Below are 19,380 nucleotides of genomic sequence, written 5' to 3' on the forward strand. Positions count from 1 at the left end.
CAGACTGTTGAAGAAGCTCTCGCTCGGGGCATTGTCCCAGCAGTTCCCTTTGCGACTCATCGAGCAGACCATGCCGTAATCCACCAGCTTGGCCTGGAAGGCCTGGCTAGCATACTGGCTGCCTCGGTCCGAGTGGTGAATCAATCCCGATGCGGGCTTGCGGCGGAACCAAGCCATCGCCAGCGCGTCTGTCACGATATCTGCCGTCATCCGGGGCCGAATCGACCAGCCAACCACTTCGCGGTTGAATAGGTCAAGCACGATGGCCAGATACAGCCAGCCTTCGTCGGTCCAGAGTAGAGTAAGAGACAGGGCGTAGTCGGACTATTTCCCTGCCTCTCCTCTCCGAACCGGACTTGCGCCTCTCAGCGCATCCGGCTCTCCGTTCAAGTGTTACTCATAGCAAAGGCGACATCGGGGTAGCGCGACTCGATGGTACGGCGTGTCTCATCGCGCAGGATGTATGGATTTTCTGTCAGGGTCCGCCAAGTAAAACGACCTTTGCGACTGGTAACGAGACGCCGAAGCGCCACCACCCCATACCACCCCCGACTGTTCTGGCCTTGTAACACCCATGTTGTAGCCTGTCCCGGCTCCGGCGCCCGGATGCAGTCGCGCATCAGCGACCTGAACCCGCGCCGATACTTGCGCGCGAGCCAGTGCCCGAGTTTCCAGAAGACCGTTCGGTCTAGTTTCTTGAACATGGTGGCCGTGTAGTCGGTGTATTGATAGAAGGCAGCCCAGCCAGCAATCTGCCGATTCAGGCTTTCCATCAGGTCCATCCGGTTCATGCCGTAGTTGCCCGACAATCGTAGAACGAAGCAATTCTGTCACTCCGGAATCTGCCTGGAACCCGCGCCGTATATAGAGGCCCGGCCGGTGAATTGACAGTATTACTTGCACTCCCCGCGAAGCAAAGTCGTCAATTCGCATAAGTCCGGATTAATTTCGTCAATTGGCATCCTAGACTTCGAATCCCGCTCGTAAGGCATTGATCTTATGGAAGATTCTCTGCACATAGTGGAGCCGGTTGCGCTCGTCCGCCCGCGCGGCGCGCACCGCTTCGAAGCCTTCAGTCCGAAGCTGAAGCGGAGGCTAACTTTTTACCGACGCTGTGCGTTCGACCAATGGGTCTTGATCGAATCCGATCCGGCAATCGGCCGCTTTTGTGAGCGCCCCGGGTTCATTCAGTTTCGCGGACGGCGATACCTTGCAGACTTCCTGGTCTCGTACTCCGATCGTCAGGAGTTGGTGCTCCTGCCAAATCCAGTTATCGATGAAGAAGCGAAGGACGGCCTCGAGTTGAGCGCTGACGTGCTCAATGTCCGGCTGGTCAACGCGGCCGAACAGGCAGCATCACGCATCTGGATCGACAACTGGCAGCGCATGCTGCCAAGCATCGTAGCCACAAGAGGTCTCGTGTCAGTGTCACTGCTCGACGCGGTCGAGCGCTTCGTCGCCAGTCCAAAGCCGCTTCTAGCCATCGAGCGCGAGTTCTCGAAAGGTGACCCCGTGCTTGTGCGCGCCGCCATCTTCAGTCTACTGCATTCCGGTCGCGTGCATGCTGGGGAATTACGAACCGACCCATTGTCGTGGATGACGAAGTTTGCAGTCGGGGAGGCCGGCCATGATTCGCCGCAAGCCTGAGTTTCAATCAATCGATTTGAGCTCGTGGCCAAGCATCGCGTGGACTAAGCTTGACGTCGCAGCGCGCGAGGTCACGAAGCGAAGAATAGAGGCCGTCGAGCGCTACGCGCGCGGCGAACGTGTAAAGGACATTGAGAAGGTAACCGGCGTCAACCGTCGACAGATCTATCGGTGGATCGAGCGAGGCTTGGCTCCGCATCCTGACGGACGCATATTTGGATTCCGCGCCTTGTTGGCGCACGTGCGCGTCAATGAGTACGTCCGCGTAAGTCCGGTCAATGGCCGACCCAGCGAAGACGGAAGTGGTAAAGCGGGCGCGTTCGCGCTTTTCTTAGAGCGCTTTCCAACGCTCTCGGGATGGCTGCTCCTAAAAGTAAAACGGCGCTGCGTGTCGCTCGAACAGGTTCATACCGATGGAAGACTGCAGACACGCTTGATTGGCCTGCATGCACTGCACGCGGAGTTTCTGTGGCAATGCCGGTCCCTCGGTCTGACGGCGGTGGACTACCCCTTCAATACGGATGGTCGTGCCATTCGGTCGCTATCCGCGCGGCTTAAAGTCGAGTTGCTGCGCGATTTCCGCACGGCGGCACGGGCAGCAGGCGCCACGCACCTGAAGGGGCTGCCGCACTACGATAAGTCGGACAGTAGGCCGGCCATGCGCCCCTATCAGGTCGTGGAGTTCGACGGTCACCGACTCGATATCCGACTGAAGGTGGTAGTACGCGATGCATTGGGCTTTGAACATGAGTTCGAGATCGAACGCGTTTGGTTGCTCGCGATCATCGACGTCTGCACGCGTGCGGTGCTGGGCTATCACCTGGCGCTGGGTCGCGAGTATAGCCGCTACGACGTCATCAAGACCATCGAGTCGGCTCTGGAACCGCATCAACCACGCGACTTTACGATTCCTGGTTTGGTCTACGGTTCGCACGACGGCTTTCCCTCACAGCGCCTGCCAGAACTCGCGTACACCACCTGGGAGTGGATGAAGCTTGACAATGCGAAGGCGAACCTCGCCAAGGAGACACTGGATGCCTTGTGCGAATTCGTTGGCTGTTGTGCAGACGCAGGGCCGAAGTACAGTCCCGATGATCGACCCTACATCGAACGCTTCTTCGGGACCATTGCGAGCAGACTGTCTTCCAGATTGCCTGGCTATACGGGTTCGCATCCCCGTGATTTGCGGCGCGCGCTGGCCGATCCCAAGGGAAAGCTACGCTTGTTTGTGTCGTTTGACGAGTTGGAGGAGTTGGTCGAATACGCGATCGCGAGCTACAACGGTACGCCGCATACAAGCCTGAACAATGTCACGCCACTTGAGGCGATGGAGTATTTCATTCGGGGCAAGGAACAGTTGGTGACATGGCTGCCCGAGCATCGTCGCCGCACGCTGTGCCTGATGCAATCGGCCAGGCGTTGCACAGTGCGCGCGTACCTCGATCAGGGCGTTCGACCGCACATCAACTTGTATGGCGTGCGCTACACAAGCAGCGTCCTCGCCTGCAGCACCGATCTGATCGGCAAGAGCCTGCTTATCTATCTGAATGCCGATGATCTTCGCTGTGTCCGTGCGTTCCAACCTGACGGCGTTGAGTTGGGGCTCTTGGAGGCGCAAGGGGGCTGGGGCGTGATGCGGCACAGCCTGAAACTGCGCCAGCAAATCGATAAGGAGAGGAAAGACAAGAAGCGGTCACGTGTGCCAGTCGAGGCGAATCCCATCGAGGAATACGTCCACGGAAAGCTGGCTCAGGCAAAGAAGACACGGAAGGCTGCATCCGAACTGGCGGAGGCAAAGCGAATTCTGTCATCCGCGCCGACGGTGCGAACTGCGCTGGGGCGGGGCACATCTGCAGCGCAGCCTACAGCGAACGCAGCTGCGGCGCCGACCGTAGACAAGGCCTCCGAGCCGCAAACACCGACACGTCCGAAGAAACTGAATATCGGTACCGGCCAGGTCTTTTAACCCTGTCATTCGCGTGGGAGTCATCATGTCGCTTCAAATACCGCGTCCGATCGATCCATCGCTGCACCCCTTGGTCACCGGAGACTATCGCATTGCCACGCCGGCCATCGAAGAACTCTACGAACTGGTCGCTCGATGTCTGCGCTACAGGATCATGGGCGCGATGATCTACGGCCCGTCGCGCATCGGTAAGACACGGGCGATCGAGTACGTGCGATTGCTGTTGGCACGCAATCATCCACGCATGATCAGCTACCACGCACGATGCGAACACAAACCGAGGCATGCCGAGGGACCGTTCTTCGCAAACCTGCTTGAAGCTGTTGGTGATCAGGATCCTAACGCTGGCGCCAACCCGGCCAAACGTATGCGCCTCGCTCTAAGGATACGTGAGGCCGCCGCTCGGGCAGGCAGTGGCACGGTGCTGCTCTTCTGTGATGAGGCGCAGCGCTACAACGACAATGAATACGAATGGCTGCGCGATGTTCACGATGCGTTGGATCGACAACAGATTAAGCTGTTCACGTTCCTCGTCGGGCAGCAGGAATTACTCGCTCAGAAAACCGCCATGCAGGTGGCAGGCAAGACGCAGATCGTCGCGCGGCTGATGGTGGAGGAGTTGGCTTTCTACGGCATTCGAAATGCGAAGGACGTGGCGACGTGTCTGAGCGGCTATGATGAGACGGCTTATCCTGAGCGTAGCCAATGGAGCTTTACCCGATTCTACGTTCCGCAAGCGTTTGATGCTGGTTATCGGCTGGTCAGCGATGCCGACGCGCTGTGGGAGGCGTTCGAGACGGCGCATCACAAGGCCAGTTTGCCAGGCAAACTCGAGATCCCGATGGAGTCGTTCGCTCGTGCCGTCGAGATCCTGCTGAAAGACAGCGAGATCAGGGATTGCCCGGGCTACTGTCCCGAGCCAGCGTTGTGGGCTCATGCGGTACGGCATTGCGGTTATGTCCAGTCACGCCATGCAACCGGACGTGTGCTCGTCGCCGCCGCCTTGTGAGGTGGGAGCGCCGCGCTTTCCTATCCTCACGCTCGACGAGGCAAAGCTCACACCGGCGCTGGGCTACGTGTTCGACAAGAAGTGGATCGAGCCGTGGGAGTCGCTCGTCTCGATCTTGTGGAAATTCAAGATGGCGAATGCGTTGTCTGGTGCGGCTATGATGCGGCTGGTAAGACCGGACATCGATCCCTACGGGAGCATTCCGCCGCAGCGGGGATTGATTGATATCGTTCGGCTGAACGAAGCACTGGGCTTGCCAACAAAAGCGCTGCACATGGCACTCATCGAGGCAGGCGAGCAGCGACGCTATTGCGAAGTGTTCCGCTACTGTCGCTGCTGCATGACACGCGGCTACCACTGCCTCTTGCATCAAATGGAGAGCGCGATTCGATGTCCTGTGCATCGTTGCCCAATGGAGTCGGCATGTCCACGGTGCGGGTATGAGACGCCGTATCGCGTAAACGTGCAACTGCTTGAGGCGCCATACCGTTGCGCGCATTGCCACGTACGCTATGTTCGGCAGGTGTTATGGCGACCCGGCAGTGATCGACGTATGAAGCCGGAGCACCGCCAGGCGTTGGCGCGGGCTTACTTTGAGCATGGCCTGGGATGCAGGAGCCTTGGTTAGTCACGGACACTGGCTTGAGCGCATACCGCGATCACAAGACAGCCGCTGCAGTAAGGCGGTCAGGATTTTCGATTCCGTTTAGGTCGCCGATCGCGGTCACCAGATGGTCGGGGGCCTGGAGTTTTAGGGCTGCCCAGTCGCGTCGCACACCTGATTGACACCTTCGCGAACCTCAGGTGGTGACAACTTTACTTCGCCTGATGTAAATCCTTGATTTCATTGATGTTACGTCGGATCGCTCTGCCGCTGTCTTGCAGATTGACAACATTACTTCGGAAACAGTGACAACTTTCCTTTGGTCTACGCAAGCCGAGCAAGTGCGTCCCACCGTCTATCAAGGTAAACCCCGTCGGTAATAGTCCCATCTTCAAGGAAGCCGGCGCGCGCCTAGAATTGGTAACAGTCGATTGTTAACAAATAACAGTTCAAGGAGGCCGGCGGTGCTTCTGTTATCACTCTTGTTAAACGGGGTGGTCTTCGGATCGATCCTGTTGTTATCCAGCCTCGGACTGACGCTGATCTACGGCGTCGGGCGAATCATCAACTTCGCGCACGGCGCTCTCTACAGCATCGGTGCCATGGCAGGCGTCTGGCTGGTGGCGAAGGGCTTACCCCTGTGGTGGGTGCTCCCGCTCACGGCGCTGGCAGTCGGCGCCGTCGGCGTGGCGATCGACTGGGCTCTGTTCTCGCGCATCCGTCACCGCCCCATGATGGACGGTCTTCTTCTGACTTTTGGCTTGGCCATGCTAATTACGGGACTGCTGTACGAGGCGGGCGGCCGGGACATCCAGGTGCTGGTGCCGCCTGCAGCGCTGGCCGGAACGTTGGAGATGGGCAGCGTGTCATTGCCGGTGTATCGGGTCTTTGCCTCGCTATTGTCAATCGCGCTGGCTGCCGCCTTGATGCTGGTCTTGAAAACAACCCGGTGGGGACTGCGCGTCCGGGCCGCGAATGACAACGGCGAAATGGCCGCATGCCTGGGTATTGATCGCAACGTGCTGATGCATTCAGTGGTTGGCGTGAGCGCTGCGCTCGTTGGCATCGCAGGGGTAGCATCCGCGCCGATCTTGAATGCCTACGCAACCGTTGGCGACAAGATGCTGATCCTGTCGTTCATGACCGTCATTCTCGGCGGGCTGGGCAGCTTTCGAGGCGCCGTGGTATCGGCATACCTGGTGGGGCTCGTGGTCGTGCTTGGCGAGGCCTTCACCGGCGGCCACGCGGCAATGATGCTGCTGTTCATAATTCTTATGGCCATGCTGGTTCGCTGGCCGCGTGGCCTGTTTGGCGAAGGGAGGACAGAATGATGAGGACCTCGTCTCTACCAGTTGGGGTGCCGCCGCGTCGCATCAACCTGATGTCCGTTGCTGCAGTGCTGGTGGTCATTGCTGCTGCGCTTCTTCCCCTGTGGCTCACCGAGCAGCCCTTTGTCGTCGTGCTGTTCTCGCATGCATTCATCGCCGCGATGCTGGCGGTGAGCCTGGACATGCTGACGGGCAATACCGGCCTCCTGTCCTTCGGTCATGCCGCCTGGTTCGGCCTGGGTGCCTACGCTGCGGGACTGCTGGCGCGCGGGGTGACCGCCGATCTGCTGTTGTTGCTGCTGATGGCGGCACTGGTGGCGTTGCTGTTCGCTACCGGCGTCGGACTGATCTTCCTGCGCCAGGTCGGCAAGGCCTTTGCCATCCTGACGTTGGCGTTATGCCAGGTACTGTACTCGCTGGTGTTTGTGGTGGCCGGTATCACCGGGGGCGAGGACGGCCTGCAGGGCGTGCCTTCCCCCACCCTGTTCGGACTGAAGATAGTTGGCCAAAACACCTGGTACTGGCTTTTGCTGGCAGTGCTGGTGGCCATGGTAGCGGGCGTGATTTACCTGCGAGCCACGCCGCTGGGTAAAGCCTGGCTGGGGTTGCGTGACAACGCCGAGCGCGCGCGCTTTATCGGCATCGACGTGTTCCGCCTGAAGCTCACCGCCTACGTCATTTCGGCCATGCTGGCTTCGATGGCGGGCGCACTGTTCGTCCTGTTCAACGGCGCTATCACGCCAGAATCGCTGCACTGGTTCCAGAGCGGGAAGATTCTGATGTACGTCGTACTGGGCGGTGTCGGCAGCGTGGTGGGGCCCGCGCTGGGCGCGGTGGCCTTCACCTTTGCCGAGCACGCGATCAGCAGTATCACAGACGCGTGGCTGGTGTACTTCGGCGCGTTGTTCGTGGTGATCGTACTGGTGGCGCCGGGCGGGTTGTACGGATTGCTGCGGCCGTTGTGGGCGACGCGGGCCGGACGGGCAGATAAGGGAGCGGGACGATGAGCGCGCTGTTGCAAACTACTGGCCTGTCGCGGCACTTCGGTGGCCTGAAGGCGGTGCAAGACGTTTCGCTGAGCGTCATGCCGCGAACCATCCATGCCATCCTGGGGCCAAACGGGGCAGGCAAGACCACGCTGTTCAACCTGATCACCGGCGCGATCCCGCCGGCATCCGGCTGCGTGTCGTTTGACGGCAACGATGTCACCGGCTGGACGCCCGAACGCCTCGCGGGCCGCGGCATCGTTCGCACCTTCCAGCGCACCAGCGTCTTTCTTGAACTGACGCTGTGCGAGAACGTTGCGCTGGCGATTCGCTCCAGCCGCGGACTGAACTTCAGCATACGGTGTTCCCGTGCCGATGCAGCCGAGATCGCCGCCGAAGCGCACCAGCACCTTCGCGGCGTCGGCCTGGCCGATAAGGCAGCCCTCACTGCAAAGCAGCTGGCCCACGGCTCGCAGCGCGCACTCGACGTGGCCATCGGGCTGGCGCTCAAGCCGCGGTTGATCTTGATGGACGAGCCGCTGGCTGGCATGTCCAAGGGAGACCGCCATGGCATTGGCGAGCTGATCCTGAAACTGCGCGACGAAATGGGCTTGACGATCGTGCTGGTAGAGCACGACGTCGGCATGGTGATGGCGCTGTCCGATGCGATCACCGTGATGCAAAACGGCAAGGTGATCGCCGACGGCCCGCCGGCGGTCATTCGCGAAAGCGCTGCGGTCAAGAGCGCGTACCTGCACGGGAGCTTTGCATCATGAACGGCATCACTAACCGCGAACTCAGACTCGACCAGGTGTCGGCCTCGTATGGCAGCAGCCACATCCTGCATGGCGTATCGATGCGTGTGCGGCGCGGCGAGGTAAGCTGCCTGCTGGGCTTGAACGGCATGGGCAAGACTACCACGCTGCGTGCCATCCTGGGCCTGGTGGACCGGCAGGAAGGACAGATCGTATGCGACGGTCGCCCACTGAACGGTTCGACGCACCGACGCGCCCGCGCCGGGGTTACGCTGGTGCCGGAAGACCGCAAGGTATTCGCCAGCCTCAGCGTGCGAGACAACCTGGAGGTAGCGCGCCAGCCGGCTACGGAAAACTCGCAGGCATTCACCATTGACGATGCGACGCGATTGTTCCCTCGCCTGGCAGAGCGCATGGATCAACTGGCCGGCACGTTAAGCGGCGGTGAGCAGCAGATGTTGGTGGTGGCCAGAGCGATGGTGGCCAACCCGCGCTACATTCTGCTCGATGAGCCCACCGAGGGGCTGGCGCCGAATTACGTGGAGGCAATCCATGACGCCATCCTCGAGATGCGCGAGCGCGGAATTGGCGTTCTGCTGGTGGAGCAGAGCCTGGCGCTGGCCACCGCCGTCGGCGATCACTTCCGGGTCATCGAGAGCGGCCATATCGTCTTCAGCGAGACGCGTGAACGCGTGCTCGCTGACCCGGGTTCCCTGGAAAAGCGACTCACTGTGGAGTGACTCTGATGCCTGCCATCCGACTCGAACTGCGTGGCGGCATCGCCGTGCTCACGATCGACAACCCGACCAAGCGCAATGCCTTCACGCATGAGATGACACAGACGCTGGGACGCCATCTCGACGCCGCCGAGCGCGACCCTGCGGTGAAATGCGTCGTGATCACTGGTGAGGGCGATGTCGCGTTCTCCAGCGGCCATGACCTGAAAGAGATGCTCACGCATCAGGACCAAGCCTCGGATGCTTCGCTCAACGAGCCTTTCCTCATGCCTGCGCGCATGCGTACGCCGACCATCGCCGCCATCAACGGATATGCATTCGCGGCCGGATTTATTCTGGCGCTGAACTGCGACTTCCGCGTATGTGCGGCCAATGCCAGCTTTGCCGCGCCAGGCGCCCGCATTGGCTTGCTGCCGATTGGCGGACAGCTAAGCCGGCTTCCGGCACTGCTGCCGCGCCCGGTGGCACACGAACTGCTGGTGACCTGCCGCGAGATGAAAGCTGACGAGGCACTGCGCCTCGGCTTTGCCAGCCGCGCAGCGCCGCAAGGTGGTGCGCTTGACGCTGCGCTGGCCATGGCCGGCGAGATCGCGCGTCATTCGGCTGGCGTGGTACGGGAGGTAAAGACCGGACTCGAGACAGGGCTGTACGCCGGCGCCGACGCGGCATGTGAGCACGAATGGCGCGTAAGTGCCGAACTGCAGCGCGCACCCGATGCAAGCGAAGGCATCCGCGCCTTTCTAGAGAAGCGCGCGCCACGCTTTCAATAGACCCGCTCTCTTCTCCACAGACCAATGAAGACTTCCCCTTTGCCAGTCGAACTTGCGCCGCGCCGTCTCCACCTGATGTGCGCTACCGCAGTGACATTGCGGCACGCGTCTGAGCCGTTGCATTGGTTCCAGAGCGGCAAGATCTTGATTTGAATCGTGCGCCCGCTTGCTAATTCAAGTTACCTTCGAATGGACAACCATGAAGAACGAGATTGAATCCAAAGAACTGCTGCGCGCCTGCGGGATCGCAACCACCCGACCGCAATTGGCCCGCTCTGCAGCCGAGGCGATACAAGCGGCGCGAGCGCTTGAGCGCCCCGTGGTGATGAAGGTGGTATCACCCGACATTGTGCATAAGGCGGCCGCCGGCGGCGTGCGCGTGGGGGTTCCCTTGGCGGAGGTAGGTCAAGCCTTCGACGATATCCTGGATGCGTGCAGAGCTTCATCGCCACAGGCGCGTTTGGAAGGTGTACTGGTCGAAGAGCGCGTGCCCCAGGGATTGGAGGTTTTCATCGGGGCTCGGGTTGATCGCGATTATGGCGCCGTGGTGTTGCTGGGTCCCGGGGGTACCGGCGTGGAGCAAAAAGCTGCTCCCGCTGCGGCACTGGCCCCGCTTACCGAGCGCGCCGCCTCCGCCTTCATTGACGAGGCCTTCCCGCCCGCGTGCATCCCGCTCGACCCGGACGCGCGCGCGGCGCTGCACTCTTGCCTTATGGCGGTGGCAGGTCCGGATGGGCTGATCGTGCGCGGCGAAGTCGGGGACGTCGATATCAATCCGGTGATCGTTGGCCCCAGCGGCTGCCTGGCAGTGGACGCGGTCGTCATGCCGCTGGCGAAGGAGTTGGGCCCGCGGGTCCTGTCGGCGACGCAAGTAGCGGAGGCGGCTGCGCGCCGCCGTGCGGGACTGGAGGGCGCCGAGTCATTGTTCGACCCCCAGTCCATTGCCTTCATTGGCGCGTCAACTGTCACGACGAAGCTCGGCTACCGAAGCATCCGGAACCTGCTGGATTTCGGCTTTCACGGACCAATCTACCCGATTCATCCCAAGGCCAGGACGATTTGCGACCTGCCGGCATACCCCGCGATCCTCGATGTGCCGGCACAAGTAGATCGCGCTTATATCGCGCTCGGCGCCGCTCAGGTGCCCGACGCATTACGCCAGTGTCAGGAAAAGGGCGTGAAGGTTGTACAGGTGCTCACCGCGGGCTTTTCGGAATGGTCAGCAGGCGACGACCCCTCAAAGGGCGAGACACTGGAACGTGAGATCGCAGCAGTGCTTGCGAACGGTACCATGCGTATGGTTGGCCCCAACTGCATCGGAACGTTCAGCGCGACGAGCCGCATGGCGATGGGTGCGGCACAATATTGCCCGACGGCCACGCGCGGGATCAGCTTCATTTCTCAGAGCGGCACCTTCGCGGGCGACGTGGTGCGACGCGCCCAGGTGCAAGGCGTTCCCGTGGCACGGGTACTCTCTTGCGGCAACTGCATTGACCTCGACTTGGTGGATTTCCTGCTGTTTTGCGAAGCGGATCCGGCCACTACGCTGATCGCGTTCTACAGTGAGTCGATCCGTGACCCCGGTCTGTTCTTCCGCCTGGCGCGACAGATTAGCAAGCCGGTGATCCTGTTCAAGGGTGGCACGACTGAGCAAGGGTTAGTCGCTGCCGGCAGCCATACCGCCGCGCTGGCCACGGACCAGACCCTGTGGCGTGCCGCGGTGAAGCAGTCCGGCGTGCTGCAGGTCGATAGCGTTGACGAGCTGATGGATGCTTTCCTCATCCATAGCGCGCATGGCCGCCTGCGCGGACCAGGCCTTGGTATCTTTGGCTCTGGCGGCGGTGTCAGTGTGACGTGCTGCGACGCCGCTGCACGGGCAGGCCTTGAGGTACCGCCCTTCTCGGATGCTACCGCTGATGCGCTCAGCCGTTTCGGGCTGCCCGGCACCAGCGTCGCCAATCCGATTGACATTCCAGTGTGGGGGCTGAAAGAAGGTGAGCGACACATCTTCGGCGACATCGTCGACCAATTGAAGAAGGATCCCGCCGTCGACGCGGTGGTGGTATATGTGGAAATGGGCTCGATCATGGATTTCTCGGACAGCGAGGCCGACGGTGTGAAGGAGATCGAATCCATCTGTGCCAGCATTGCCAACGCCAGTTCCAGCGGTCCCCATGTGTGCGTGGCGCTACGGTCAACCGGCGACAAGACACAGGAGAACCTCGTGCGTCGCAAACGCGTGGAGCTTCTGGAACAAGGCATCGCGGTCTTCCCCTCCACTGCGAGGGCGGTCCGGGCGTTGCAGAAACTGCTTTTGCTCTCGACAAAGCCGCATTGATTAGTGCCGCGGCAGCGGCAAACGAAATTAAGGACAGATATGGCCCACAAAGACGATTCAGGGCGAGACAACTACCTGCCTGATGGCCGAGGCGCAAAAGTACCGCTGATGCTGGCCGAGCAAATTGCAAACAGCCTGGCGGATGACATCATCCGCGGCGTGTATGCTCCCGGCCAGCCGCTGATTGAGACAACGATTGCCGAGACTTTCAATGTCAGCCGGGGTCCCGTGCGTGAAGCGCTGCAACAACTCCAGGTCGAAGGATTGGTGGATGTCCAGCCGCGCCGCGGCGCCACAGTTGCGGTATTGACACCGCAGACCATGAAAGAGTCCTTCGACGTACGCGCCGTGCTCTATGGCCTGATTGCCGCAGAGGCGGCGTCGAAACGCGATGCCGCCACAGTGAAGGTGCTCCACGAAAGAACCGATGCGCTCAAGGCAAGCGTGCAAGAGGACACTGACACATACTTTGCGCTTATGTTCCGGCTCAACGTGCAGTTCGTCGAAGCCGGACAGAACCAGTACGCGCGCAAATTTTTGACGTCGCTGCGTCGGTTGACGCTACCGATCACGCGCAAGGTAATGCGAGACGAGGGCAACCGCGCCAGCTGGATCGCGGACTGGGAAGCGGTCTTGGCCGCCATCGAGCGGGGCGACAGTCGCGAGGCCGAGGAAGCTGCGCGGCGCTGGATTATGGCCGTGTATGACAAGGACCGTGAAATCGCGGAAGACGAGCCGCCTGGCTCACCTTATAGCGCAACCGCGGGCGCCAATCAGACCGCCCGCCAGGTGAAGCTGGCAGCGGGCACTTCGAAGAGGGGATGACATGAAAGTCAGCAAGACGTTTGCGTTCTGCGCTGCAGCAATCAGGTGCGCTGCGCTGTTGCCCGCGGCGGCCAACGCGGCGGAAGACGTGGTGATCGGCGTCATCGTTCCGACCACCGGTGCGCTCGCGCCCCTAGGCATCGACATGAAAAACGGCTATGAACTGGCCGCCAAGGACCATCCGACTGTCAAAGGCAAGCCGGTACGCCTTGTGATAGAGGACGATCAGGGCAACGCCGCCAGCGGCTTGATGAAAGCGCAAAAACTTGTCATCAAGGACCGGGCCCCCATTCTGGTTGGCGGCGCCACCAGTGCTCTGGTGCTGGGCTTGGCCGCGCAAGCTGATCGGCTGAATGTTCCCATTGTGACCACGAATGCCCAAGCGGTTCAGGTGACTGGCGCGCAGTGCAACCGATTTGTGTTCCGCACCAACCCGAACGATGCGATGGTGGGGAATGCCACACGCGTTCTGATGCAAAAGCGTCCCGAGTTGCTTCAAAAAAAATGGTTCATTGTCTACCACGACGTTGTCTGGGGCCAGAGCAACAAGGCAGAGTTCGCCAAAATCCCGGGCGTCAAGATCGTGGGGGAGGCTGGCCGCTCAATGGGAACGGCTGACTGGTCCAGCGCTATCTCACAGATCAAGAGCAGCGGCGCCGATGCCATCTACCTGGCCTTGGCGGTAGGCGATGACATGCCCGCCTTCATTCGGCAGGTGCGCAGCTTTGGACTGAAGCAGTTCATGCTACCGCCGTTGGGCATGCCGGACTCCATGCTTGCCGCGCTCGGCAGCGACGTCCCGCAGCTCGTAACCGCGGGCTTGTTCGGTTCCTGGACGACGGAAAGCACCAACAAGGAAATGGCGCGCTTCGTCAAAGCATACACTGCCACCTTCCACAACGTGCCTGGCCCACAGGCGATCCAGGCGTACGCCGGAATGCGCCTTGCGCTGGCTGCAATGGACGCGTCGCCGTCAATGTCGCCCAAGGACCTGATCGCATCACTGGAAAAGTCATCAGTGGATACGGTCGTCGGCAAGCTCGCTATTCGCAAGCAGGACCACCAAGGCACCGTAGGCACCTACTTCTCGGAGACTGTCGCGCTGAAGGACTCGCCCTACGGCGCCAAGGTCGGCTGGAAGGTGGTCGAGCCGTTGCCGTGGGATACGGTGAAGGTTGATGCGGCCCAGACCGGTTGCAAGGAGCTCTGACTCTATGGCCGCTGCAGCGCTCCAAGCCAGGCCGGTGACCTGGATCGTCATCTCGCAGTTGTTTGGCACCTCACTCTGGTTCAGTGCCAACAGCGCAGCTGACGATCTGCAGCGGCTGTGGGGCCTTAGCACGGCGGATATCGGCTGGCTTACCAACGCCGTGCAGGGCGGCTTCATCGCCGGGACATTGGGATTCGCGCTTAGCGGCCTGGCGGACCGCTATTCCGCGAGCCGAATCTTCGTGGTGTGTGCACTCCTCGGCGCGGCTTGTAACGCCGGCTTCGCGTTGCTCAGCCAAGGACTGCCCGGCGCAATGGCCTTTCGGTTCGCCGTCGGTTTGGCACTGGCGGGTATTTACCCGCTGGGCATGAAGCTCGTCGTCAGTTGGGATCCATTACGCGCAGGACAAAGTCTGGGTCTGCTTGTAGGGATGCTTACGCTCGGGACAGCCTTGCCGCATGGTATCCGAGCACTGGGCGCGTCGGTACCGTGGCAGTCGGTGATGCTCACCTCCTCTTGTCTAGCGCTGCTTGCGGCGTTGCTGGTAGGTTTGCTCGGGGATGGGCCGCACGTACAGCCGCGCGGCATTGGCCCTGTCCTACGTGGCGCCCAGGTCTTGCAGGCATTCCGCGTGCCGGCGTTCCGGGCCTCTGCCCTCGGCTATTTCGGGCACATGTGGGAGCTCTACACCTTCTGGACATTAGTGCCGCTGTTGCTGGCTCCAGTTCTTGCGCATGGCACCGCAGCCGCGCCCGGCACGATCTCTGCCTGGGCTTTTTCGGTAATCGGGGTAGGCGCGCTGGGTAGCATCGCTGGTGGCATGCTAAGCCGGCACGTAGGTTCGGCGCGTGTAGCCTGGGTTGCGCTTGCCACTTCCGGACTCATATGTGCGCTGTATCCGATGCTCGAACAAGCGCCTGGCGCGCTAGTCCTGGCGATTCTTCTTCTGTGGGGTATCGCGGTGATCGCCGATTCACCGCAATTCTCGGCCATGTCGATACAGGCTTGCCCGCCGCAACTGCTGGGTAGCGCGCTCACCATCCAGAACTGCTTGGGCTTCGCACTCACAACCGTATCGATCCCGATTGCCACGGGTTCCTTTCCGGCACTGGGGCCGCATGTGGCGTGGATCATGCTGCCGGGACCGATATTCGGGCTAATCGGCATGCGCCGGCTGCTTAGGCTTAGGAAGCGGCAGGACCACGTTAAGGTCTGAGCTTCAGCGAATCAGGTCTCGGGCACAATGCTGCGGATATAGCGCCCAGCAATAGCCGCGCTCACTCAGAACTGACTCAGGGAGCGCTAAAACCCTTGTGAGGGACTGCCCGGGCTACTGCCCCGAGTGCATTATGGGTTCAAGCGGTACGGCATTGCGGTTATGTCCATGCCATGCGCAGCGTTTTTGTTGGGGCCCAGGGTTTCGTTCAGCCGAACGAACCCTATGAGGGCATTCTGCCGCAGAGCAGGTTCGTGAATTTCCACAAGATCGAGACGAGCGACTCCCATGGTTCGATCGATGTCCGGCCCCATCAGCCGCATCACAACACCACCTGACAACGCATTCGCCATTTTGACCAGTCACACCATGCAACCGGACGCGTGCTCATCGCCGCCGCGTTGTGAGACGCCTCTACGGCCGCCGCGCTTTCCTATCCTCACGCTCGACGAGGCGAAGCTTACTCCATCGCTGGGCTACCTGTTCGACAGGAAGTCGGTCGAGGCAACCGAGCGGCGACGCTATAGCGAAGTGTTCAGCTACTGTCGCTCCTGCATGGCGCGCGGCTACCACAGCATCTTGCATCAAACCGGGAGTGCGGCTCGATGCCCGGCGCATCGCTGTCTAATGGAGTGGGCATGTCGACGGTGCGGGTATGAAGCGCCGTATCGCGTGAACGTACAGCTTTTCGAAGCGCGCATACCGTTGCGCGCACTGTCGCACCTGCTATGGCGGGCAGGGGTGGCGACCCGGCCGGATTCGGCCCACGCCGCCGGAGCACCGCAAAGCGCTGGCGCGGTGGTATTTGGAGCATCGCTTGGGGTGCTGAAGCATTGGGTGGAAGTCCCATGGACACCGGTTGCCCTCTGCAAACCGTGGTTACAATACAAGCCGCCGCACGGTACGGAAGAACAGCGTGTGACCTCAGGAGAAATGGCACAGTCTGCGGGAAGTGAGCCTATAAGCGAGGAGCGAAGTGGCGAGCGGTGCTGTGCAAGTAGTCGGACGGCTGAGTAGTACCTGCGCGTGGCCAAAACCACGTGACCGAGCGATCGGCCACAGAAGTGGGTCGGGGAAGGCAGCCGGCGAAGATGATTGGGAAGAACCCGGACGACAGTGAGTAAGGACGCAGAGGAGGATCAGTTCCATGAGTGAAATACCCGTACATCCGCGCCCGAGGAGACTGTCTGATTGAATCACCCTGATGGAGGCTCCATTTATTAATTGATGTTGCGGGGCCCATCCAGCGCAGGGCCGATGTAACTGCCTTATGCGGACTTAGTTGAGCGGCTTGAATGACAAGACGCCTACGATGCACACGGCCAATACGTTACCAGGTCAGAACCAGGCTGGCGCGATGGTCAGCATTCGCCATTGCTTCCAATCGCCCGGCTGAAACGCCCCGTCGCGCATGCCCAACAACAGTTCATTTCGAACTTGACTTGTCACTGGGCCCAAAGACGGTTGGCCGGCATCGCGAGGCAATCGGCGGGAAAAATTTCCACATCTGCCGGTGTCTCCACTGTCTCTTCAGGAGCTGGACCTTCCCCCTACGACGGCTTGGATTTCTATCGAATTCACTGACGCCAAGTTCACAAATTCAGAATCGCCGCGCGGAAGCACCAGCGATTCGAGCTTGGCCACCACATCGGACGGTGTCGCAGTGGACTTAGGTGTATGTGCGTAGATATGCGGACGCCGCTCCTTGCGATCGAACCAGATCGCCTCGCGGCGTACCTGCACTGGCCGGCGGCTGGCCAACCAGACGATCGTGTCGGCGCCCTTTTTATGATCGCGCAGCACGGATTTGAGGATGGCGACGAAGCGCGGCATCGAGCGGTTGACGCTGGCGGTATCAACCCAGCCGGGGTGCATCGCATAGAAGGACTTCTGTGTGCGGGCGAAGACCGCACGCCAATGCGTCATCAGCATCATCTGCGCGCGCTTGGCAAGGCCGTAGGCGCGCACGCCGAGATAGCCGGGGCCGGTGATATTGAGATCGTCGACCACCATCGCGTGGTTGTACATGCCACCCGACGCTACCTCGATCACGGTGGCATCGTCGCGCAGCATATTGCGTCCCAGCAATTCGCGCAACAGCAGATAGTGGCCTAGGATGTTGGTTGCAAACGAGGTCTCAAGGCCCTCTTGGGTGATGATCTGGTCCCGCTTCTGGATGCCCACATTGTTGACCACCACATCGATGCGCACCCCGCGCTGCTCCAGGCGGTCAACCAGTGCCCAGACGTCAGCCTGCAGTGAGAAGTCCGTTGTCTCGACCTGTACCGCTTCCGGTCGCGTCACCGAGGCGGCGAAGGCCATCAGCTTGGCGGCATCTCGCGCCACGCAGATGACGGTGGCGCCGGCCGCGACGGCTTGCCGGGCAGCGGAGGCGCCGATCCCTTCGGAGCCTCCAGTGACCAGCCAGGTGTGCCCGCGGAAATCCGGCTTGATTCTGTGCCAGAACATGCGGCGAGCGTGATAGCCGATCGCACTGTAGCTCAGCGTGAAGCGGCAATAGAACGCGATGATCTTCTTGAGTGGGGTCTTGGCCATGATACTGGAACGGATAGTTGAGCTGGAATGCGTTGCGCGGTGCCGCGGGTCAGCCTAGCGCGTGAGGATCGGCGCTCAGGCCGAGGGCCTTCAGCAGCGTCGGACGGTCGTAGTACTCCCGCCACAGCGAGATCAGCGCGCCGTCGAATTCGAGGATGCCGACCGTCGGAACCGAACGGCCAACACCGTCGATGATGATTTCGTCGATCCGCTCCACGAAGAGCGCCTCGTTGGCGATACCCATGCGCTGGATATGCAGCTTGACATGCTTGTTAGGCTTTGCCGCTTTCTCGATGCGCTCCAGAAATGCTTGCCGTCCCACGCAAGGGTCTAGCATCACCGAATGCAACACGCCGTCCGGGGCGATCAGGCTGGCGCACTTTTGCCAATCCTTTGCTTCCCAGGCTTGTGCCATTTCCCTGAAGATTTCTTTCTTCTGTTCGGTCGAAAGTGTGGATGTGGCCATCTGGATTCCTTTTTCCGTTATCGATTGAATTGCCGGCTGCCGCCCCTGACTTGGATCGGTCGCCGCTGGTCCTGCGTGGTCTCGCGCCCGTGCCTCCGCTGCCATCGAATGCTGCTAGCCCCCGGGCCGAGAGTCTTTGCAGTTGGATTACAGTGCTTGCTGTGCTGTCTATCCAGATCAATCTGGAAAATATCTCGCATGTCGAGAAAACGACGCCACTACGCGGCGCCTCGCTTCCGCAGCCACTCCCGTAAAGCACTGGCAACTGCTGAGGGTTGTTCGAGCGGCGCCATATGTCCCGCCTGCTTGATCCAGGTCAGGCTGGCGCCGGGTAGCTGCGCGGCAATTTCCTCAGATAACGCAGGCGGTACGACGCGATCTTCCCGTCCGCATATCACGGCGACTGGCATTTGCGCCGCAAGCAATGCCTCACGTGTATCGCGCCGGGACATGATGGCGCGGAGCTGGCGAGCGCAGACGTCGGGACCAAGCGTTTCGAACATCGTGCGCACCGCTTGGGCTGGGACGCTGTCCCCATCATGCGCGGGATGGAGATTGAGCTTCAGCAGCCTGTGCGTCAGCGCTGAGAAATCCGCCTGAATGGCATCGAGCAGCGTCTTCCGGGCGGTCGTCTGTTCTGGACTCTCGGGCCGCATCGACGTACCGAGCAGCGCGAGGTGAGACACGCGCGATGGCGCCTGCGCCAGGATTTCCTGCGCCACGTAGCCGCCCATCGAAAAGCCGGCTAGCGCGAAGCGCTCTTGCTGCTGCGCCAGCACGCTCTGCGCCATTTCGGCAATGCTGGTTTGCCAACTCAGATCTGCAATGCGGGTGTCCGCCACGTCGGCGAGTTCCGCGGCGATCGGCTCCCACACGCTGGCGGTGTTCATCATGCCGGGTAGCAACCATAGTCTGATGCGTTCCAATGCAGCCTCCGTTCGACTCGAGTCTGGGCGTCGCGCGTTGT

17 protein-coding genes and 1 pseudogene are annotated in these 19,380 nt (G+C 61.0%); 13 read left to right on the plus strand and 5 right to left on the minus strand.

The window, feature by feature from the left end; all coding sequences use genetic code 11:
- A pseudogene (locus tag AC1DS6_RS30100) lies at window positions 1-303 on the minus strand (DDE-type integrase/transposase/recombinase); the annotation flags it as partial.
- Between the two features lie 83 nt (window positions 304-386).
- Window positions 387-791 (minus strand): group II intron maturase-specific domain-containing protein, encoded by a 405-nt coding sequence (locus AC1DS6_RS30105; protein ID WP_477103726.1) that lies wholly within the window; start codon window positions 789-791, stop codon window positions 387-389.
- Window positions 792-999: 208 nt separating this feature from the next.
- Between AC1DS6_RS30105 and AC1DS6_RS30110 the strand changes: the two genes are divergently transcribed.
- From AC1DS6_RS30110 to AC1DS6_RS30170, 13 genes are all read left to right on the plus strand, one after another.
- The gene (locus AC1DS6_RS30110; RefSeq protein WP_045243260.1) at window positions 1,000-1,647 is read left to right on the plus strand and encodes a hypothetical protein; all 648 of its coding nucleotides are present in this window, start codon (window positions 1,000-1,002) and stop codon (window positions 1,645-1,647) included.
- Window positions 1,628-3,613: a helix-turn-helix domain-containing protein gene (locus AC1DS6_RS30115; protein ID WP_477103727.1), complete on the plus strand. Its 1,986-nt coding sequence runs from the start codon at window positions 1,628-1,630 to the stop codon at window positions 3,611-3,613. Before AC1DS6_RS30110 ends, AC1DS6_RS30115 begins: the two co-directional genes overlap by 20 nt.
- 25 nt (window positions 3,614-3,638) lie before the next feature.
- Window positions 3,639-4,622, plus strand: coding sequence for an AAA family ATPase (locus AC1DS6_RS30120; RefSeq protein ID WP_477103728.1), 984 nt, complete (start codon window positions 3,639-3,641; stop codon window positions 4,620-4,622).
- Window positions 4,585-5,250, plus strand: coding sequence for a hypothetical protein (locus tag AC1DS6_RS30125; protein WP_477103729.1), 666 nt, complete (start codon window positions 4,585-4,587; stop codon window positions 5,248-5,250). The genes AC1DS6_RS30120 and AC1DS6_RS30125 overlap by 38 nt, the downstream gene beginning before the upstream one ends.
- Window positions 5,251-5,690: 440 nt before the next feature.
- On the plus strand, window positions 5,691-6,557 hold the full coding sequence (locus AC1DS6_RS30130) for a branched-chain amino acid ABC transporter permease (protein WP_477103730.1): 867 nt from the start codon (window positions 5,691-5,693) through the stop codon (window positions 6,555-6,557).
- Window positions 6,558-6,607: 50 nt separating this feature from the next.
- Window positions 6,608-7,561 carry a branched-chain amino acid ABC transporter permease gene (locus tag AC1DS6_RS30135; protein ID WP_477103731.1) on the plus strand — a complete coding sequence of 318 codons (954 nt, stop codon included), beginning with the start codon at window positions 6,608-6,610 and terminating at the stop codon, window positions 7,559-7,561.
- Window positions 7,558-8,316 carry an ABC transporter ATP-binding protein gene (locus tag AC1DS6_RS30140; protein WP_477103732.1) on the plus strand — a complete coding sequence of 253 codons (759 nt, stop codon included), beginning with the start codon at window positions 7,558-7,560 and terminating at the stop codon, window positions 8,314-8,316. Before AC1DS6_RS30135 ends, AC1DS6_RS30140 begins: the two co-directional genes overlap by 4 nt.
- Window positions 8,313-9,035 (plus strand): ABC transporter ATP-binding protein, encoded by a 723-nt coding sequence (locus tag AC1DS6_RS30145; RefSeq protein WP_477103733.1) that lies wholly within the window; start codon window positions 8,313-8,315, stop codon window positions 9,033-9,035. The genes AC1DS6_RS30140 and AC1DS6_RS30145 overlap by 4 nt, the downstream gene beginning before the upstream one ends.
- Before the next feature lie 5 nt (window positions 9,036-9,040).
- Window positions 9,041-9,802, plus strand: coding sequence for an enoyl-CoA hydratase/isomerase family protein (locus tag AC1DS6_RS30150; RefSeq protein ID WP_477103734.1), 762 nt, complete (start codon window positions 9,041-9,043; stop codon window positions 9,800-9,802).
- A 199-nt stretch (window positions 9,803-10,001) separates the two neighbouring features.
- On the plus strand, window positions 10,002-12,140 hold the full coding sequence (locus AC1DS6_RS30155) for an acetate--CoA ligase family protein (protein ID WP_477103735.1): 2,139 nt from the start codon (window positions 10,002-10,004) through the stop codon (window positions 12,138-12,140).
- Window positions 12,141-12,179: 39 nt separating this feature from the next.
- A complete protein-coding gene (locus AC1DS6_RS30160; protein ID WP_447430116.1) occupies window positions 12,180-12,965 on the plus strand; it encodes a GntR family transcriptional regulator in 786 nt (261 codons plus the stop codon).
- Between the two features lies 1 nt (window position 12,966).
- On the plus strand, window positions 12,967-14,175 hold the full coding sequence (locus AC1DS6_RS30165) for an ABC transporter substrate-binding protein (protein ID WP_477103736.1): 1,209 nt from the start codon (window positions 12,967-12,969) through the stop codon (window positions 14,173-14,175).
- Window positions 14,176-14,179: 4 nt separating this feature from the next.
- On the plus strand, window positions 14,180-15,391 hold the full coding sequence (locus tag AC1DS6_RS30170) for an MFS transporter (protein WP_477103737.1): 1,212 nt from the start codon (window positions 14,180-14,182) through the stop codon (window positions 15,389-15,391).
- Between the two features lie 1,530 nt (window positions 15,392-16,921).
- Here AC1DS6_RS30170 and AC1DS6_RS30175 read toward each other — a convergent pair.
- The 3 genes from AC1DS6_RS30175 to AC1DS6_RS30185 form a co-directional block, all read right to left on the minus strand.
- Complete coding sequence (locus tag AC1DS6_RS30175) at window positions 16,922-17,947, minus strand: SDR family NAD(P)-dependent oxidoreductase (RefSeq protein ID WP_477103738.1); 1,026 nt, start codon at window positions 17,945-17,947, stop codon at window positions 16,922-16,924.
- Window positions 17,948-17,996: 49 nt separating this feature from the next.
- On the minus strand, window positions 17,997-18,413 hold the full coding sequence (locus AC1DS6_RS30180; protein WP_477103739.1) for a limonene-1,2-epoxide hydrolase family protein: 417 nt from the start codon (window positions 18,411-18,413) through the stop codon (window positions 17,997-17,999).
- A 218-nt stretch (window positions 18,414-18,631) separates the two neighbouring features.
- Window positions 18,632-19,306, minus strand: coding sequence for an alpha/beta fold hydrolase (locus AC1DS6_RS30185; protein WP_477103740.1), 675 nt, complete (start codon window positions 19,304-19,306; stop codon window positions 18,632-18,634).
- Between the last annotated feature and the right edge of the window lie 74 nt (window positions 19,307-19,380).

The organism is Cupriavidus sp. 05L310 (genome assembly GCF_056398185.1).

Coding starts and splice junctions, on each gene's coding strand:
- AC1DS6_RS30140 (WP_477103732.1), top strand. CDS start 7,558: ATGAGCGCGCTGTTGCAAACTACTGGCCTGTCGCGGCACTTCGGTGGC.
- AC1DS6_RS30175 (WP_477103738.1), bottom strand. CDS start 17,947: ATGGCCAAGACCCCACTCAAGAAGATCATCGCGTTCTATTGCCGCTTC.
- AC1DS6_RS30150 (WP_477103734.1), top strand. CDS start 9,041: ATGCCTGCCATCCGACTCGAACTGCGTGGCGGCATCGCCGTGCTCACG.
- AC1DS6_RS30160 (WP_447430116.1), top strand. CDS start 12,180: ATGGCCCACAAAGACGATTCAGGGCGAGACAACTACCTGCCTGATGGC.
- AC1DS6_RS30120 (WP_477103728.1), top strand. CDS start 3,639: ATGTCGCTTCAAATACCGCGTCCGATCGATCCATCGCTGCACCCCTTG.
- AC1DS6_RS30110 (WP_045243260.1), top strand. CDS start 1,000: ATGGAAGATTCTCTGCACATAGTGGAGCCGGTTGCGCTCGTCCGCCCG.
- AC1DS6_RS30125 (WP_477103729.1), top strand. CDS start 4,585: ATGCAACCGGACGTGTGCTCGTCGCCGCCGCCTTGTGAGGTGGGAGCG.
- AC1DS6_RS30115 (WP_477103727.1), top strand. CDS start 1,628: ATGATTCGCCGCAAGCCTGAGTTTCAATCAATCGATTTGAGCTCGTGG.
- AC1DS6_RS30185 (WP_477103740.1), bottom strand. CDS start 19,306: ATGATGAACACCGCCAGCGTGTGGGAGCCGATCGCCGCGGAACTCGCC.
- AC1DS6_RS30155 (WP_477103735.1), top strand. CDS start 10,002: ATGAAGAACGAGATTGAATCCAAAGAACTGCTGCGCGCCTGCGGGATC.
- AC1DS6_RS30165 (WP_477103736.1), top strand. CDS start 12,967: ATGAAAGTCAGCAAGACGTTTGCGTTCTGCGCTGCAGCAATCAGGTGC.
- AC1DS6_RS30145 (WP_477103733.1), top strand. CDS start 8,313: ATGAACGGCATCACTAACCGCGAACTCAGACTCGACCAGGTGTCGGCC.
- AC1DS6_RS30135 (WP_477103731.1), top strand. CDS start 6,608: ATGTCCGTTGCTGCAGTGCTGGTGGTCATTGCTGCTGCGCTTCTTCCC.
- AC1DS6_RS30105 (WP_477103726.1), bottom strand. CDS start 791: ATGAACCGGATGGACCTGATGGAAAGCCTGAATCGGCAGATTGCTGGC.
- AC1DS6_RS30170 (WP_477103737.1), top strand. CDS start 14,180: ATGGCCGCTGCAGCGCTCCAAGCCAGGCCGGTGACCTGGATCGTCATC.
- AC1DS6_RS30180 (WP_477103739.1), bottom strand. CDS start 18,413: ATGGCCACATCCACACTTTCGACCGAACAGAAGAAAGAAATCTTCAGG.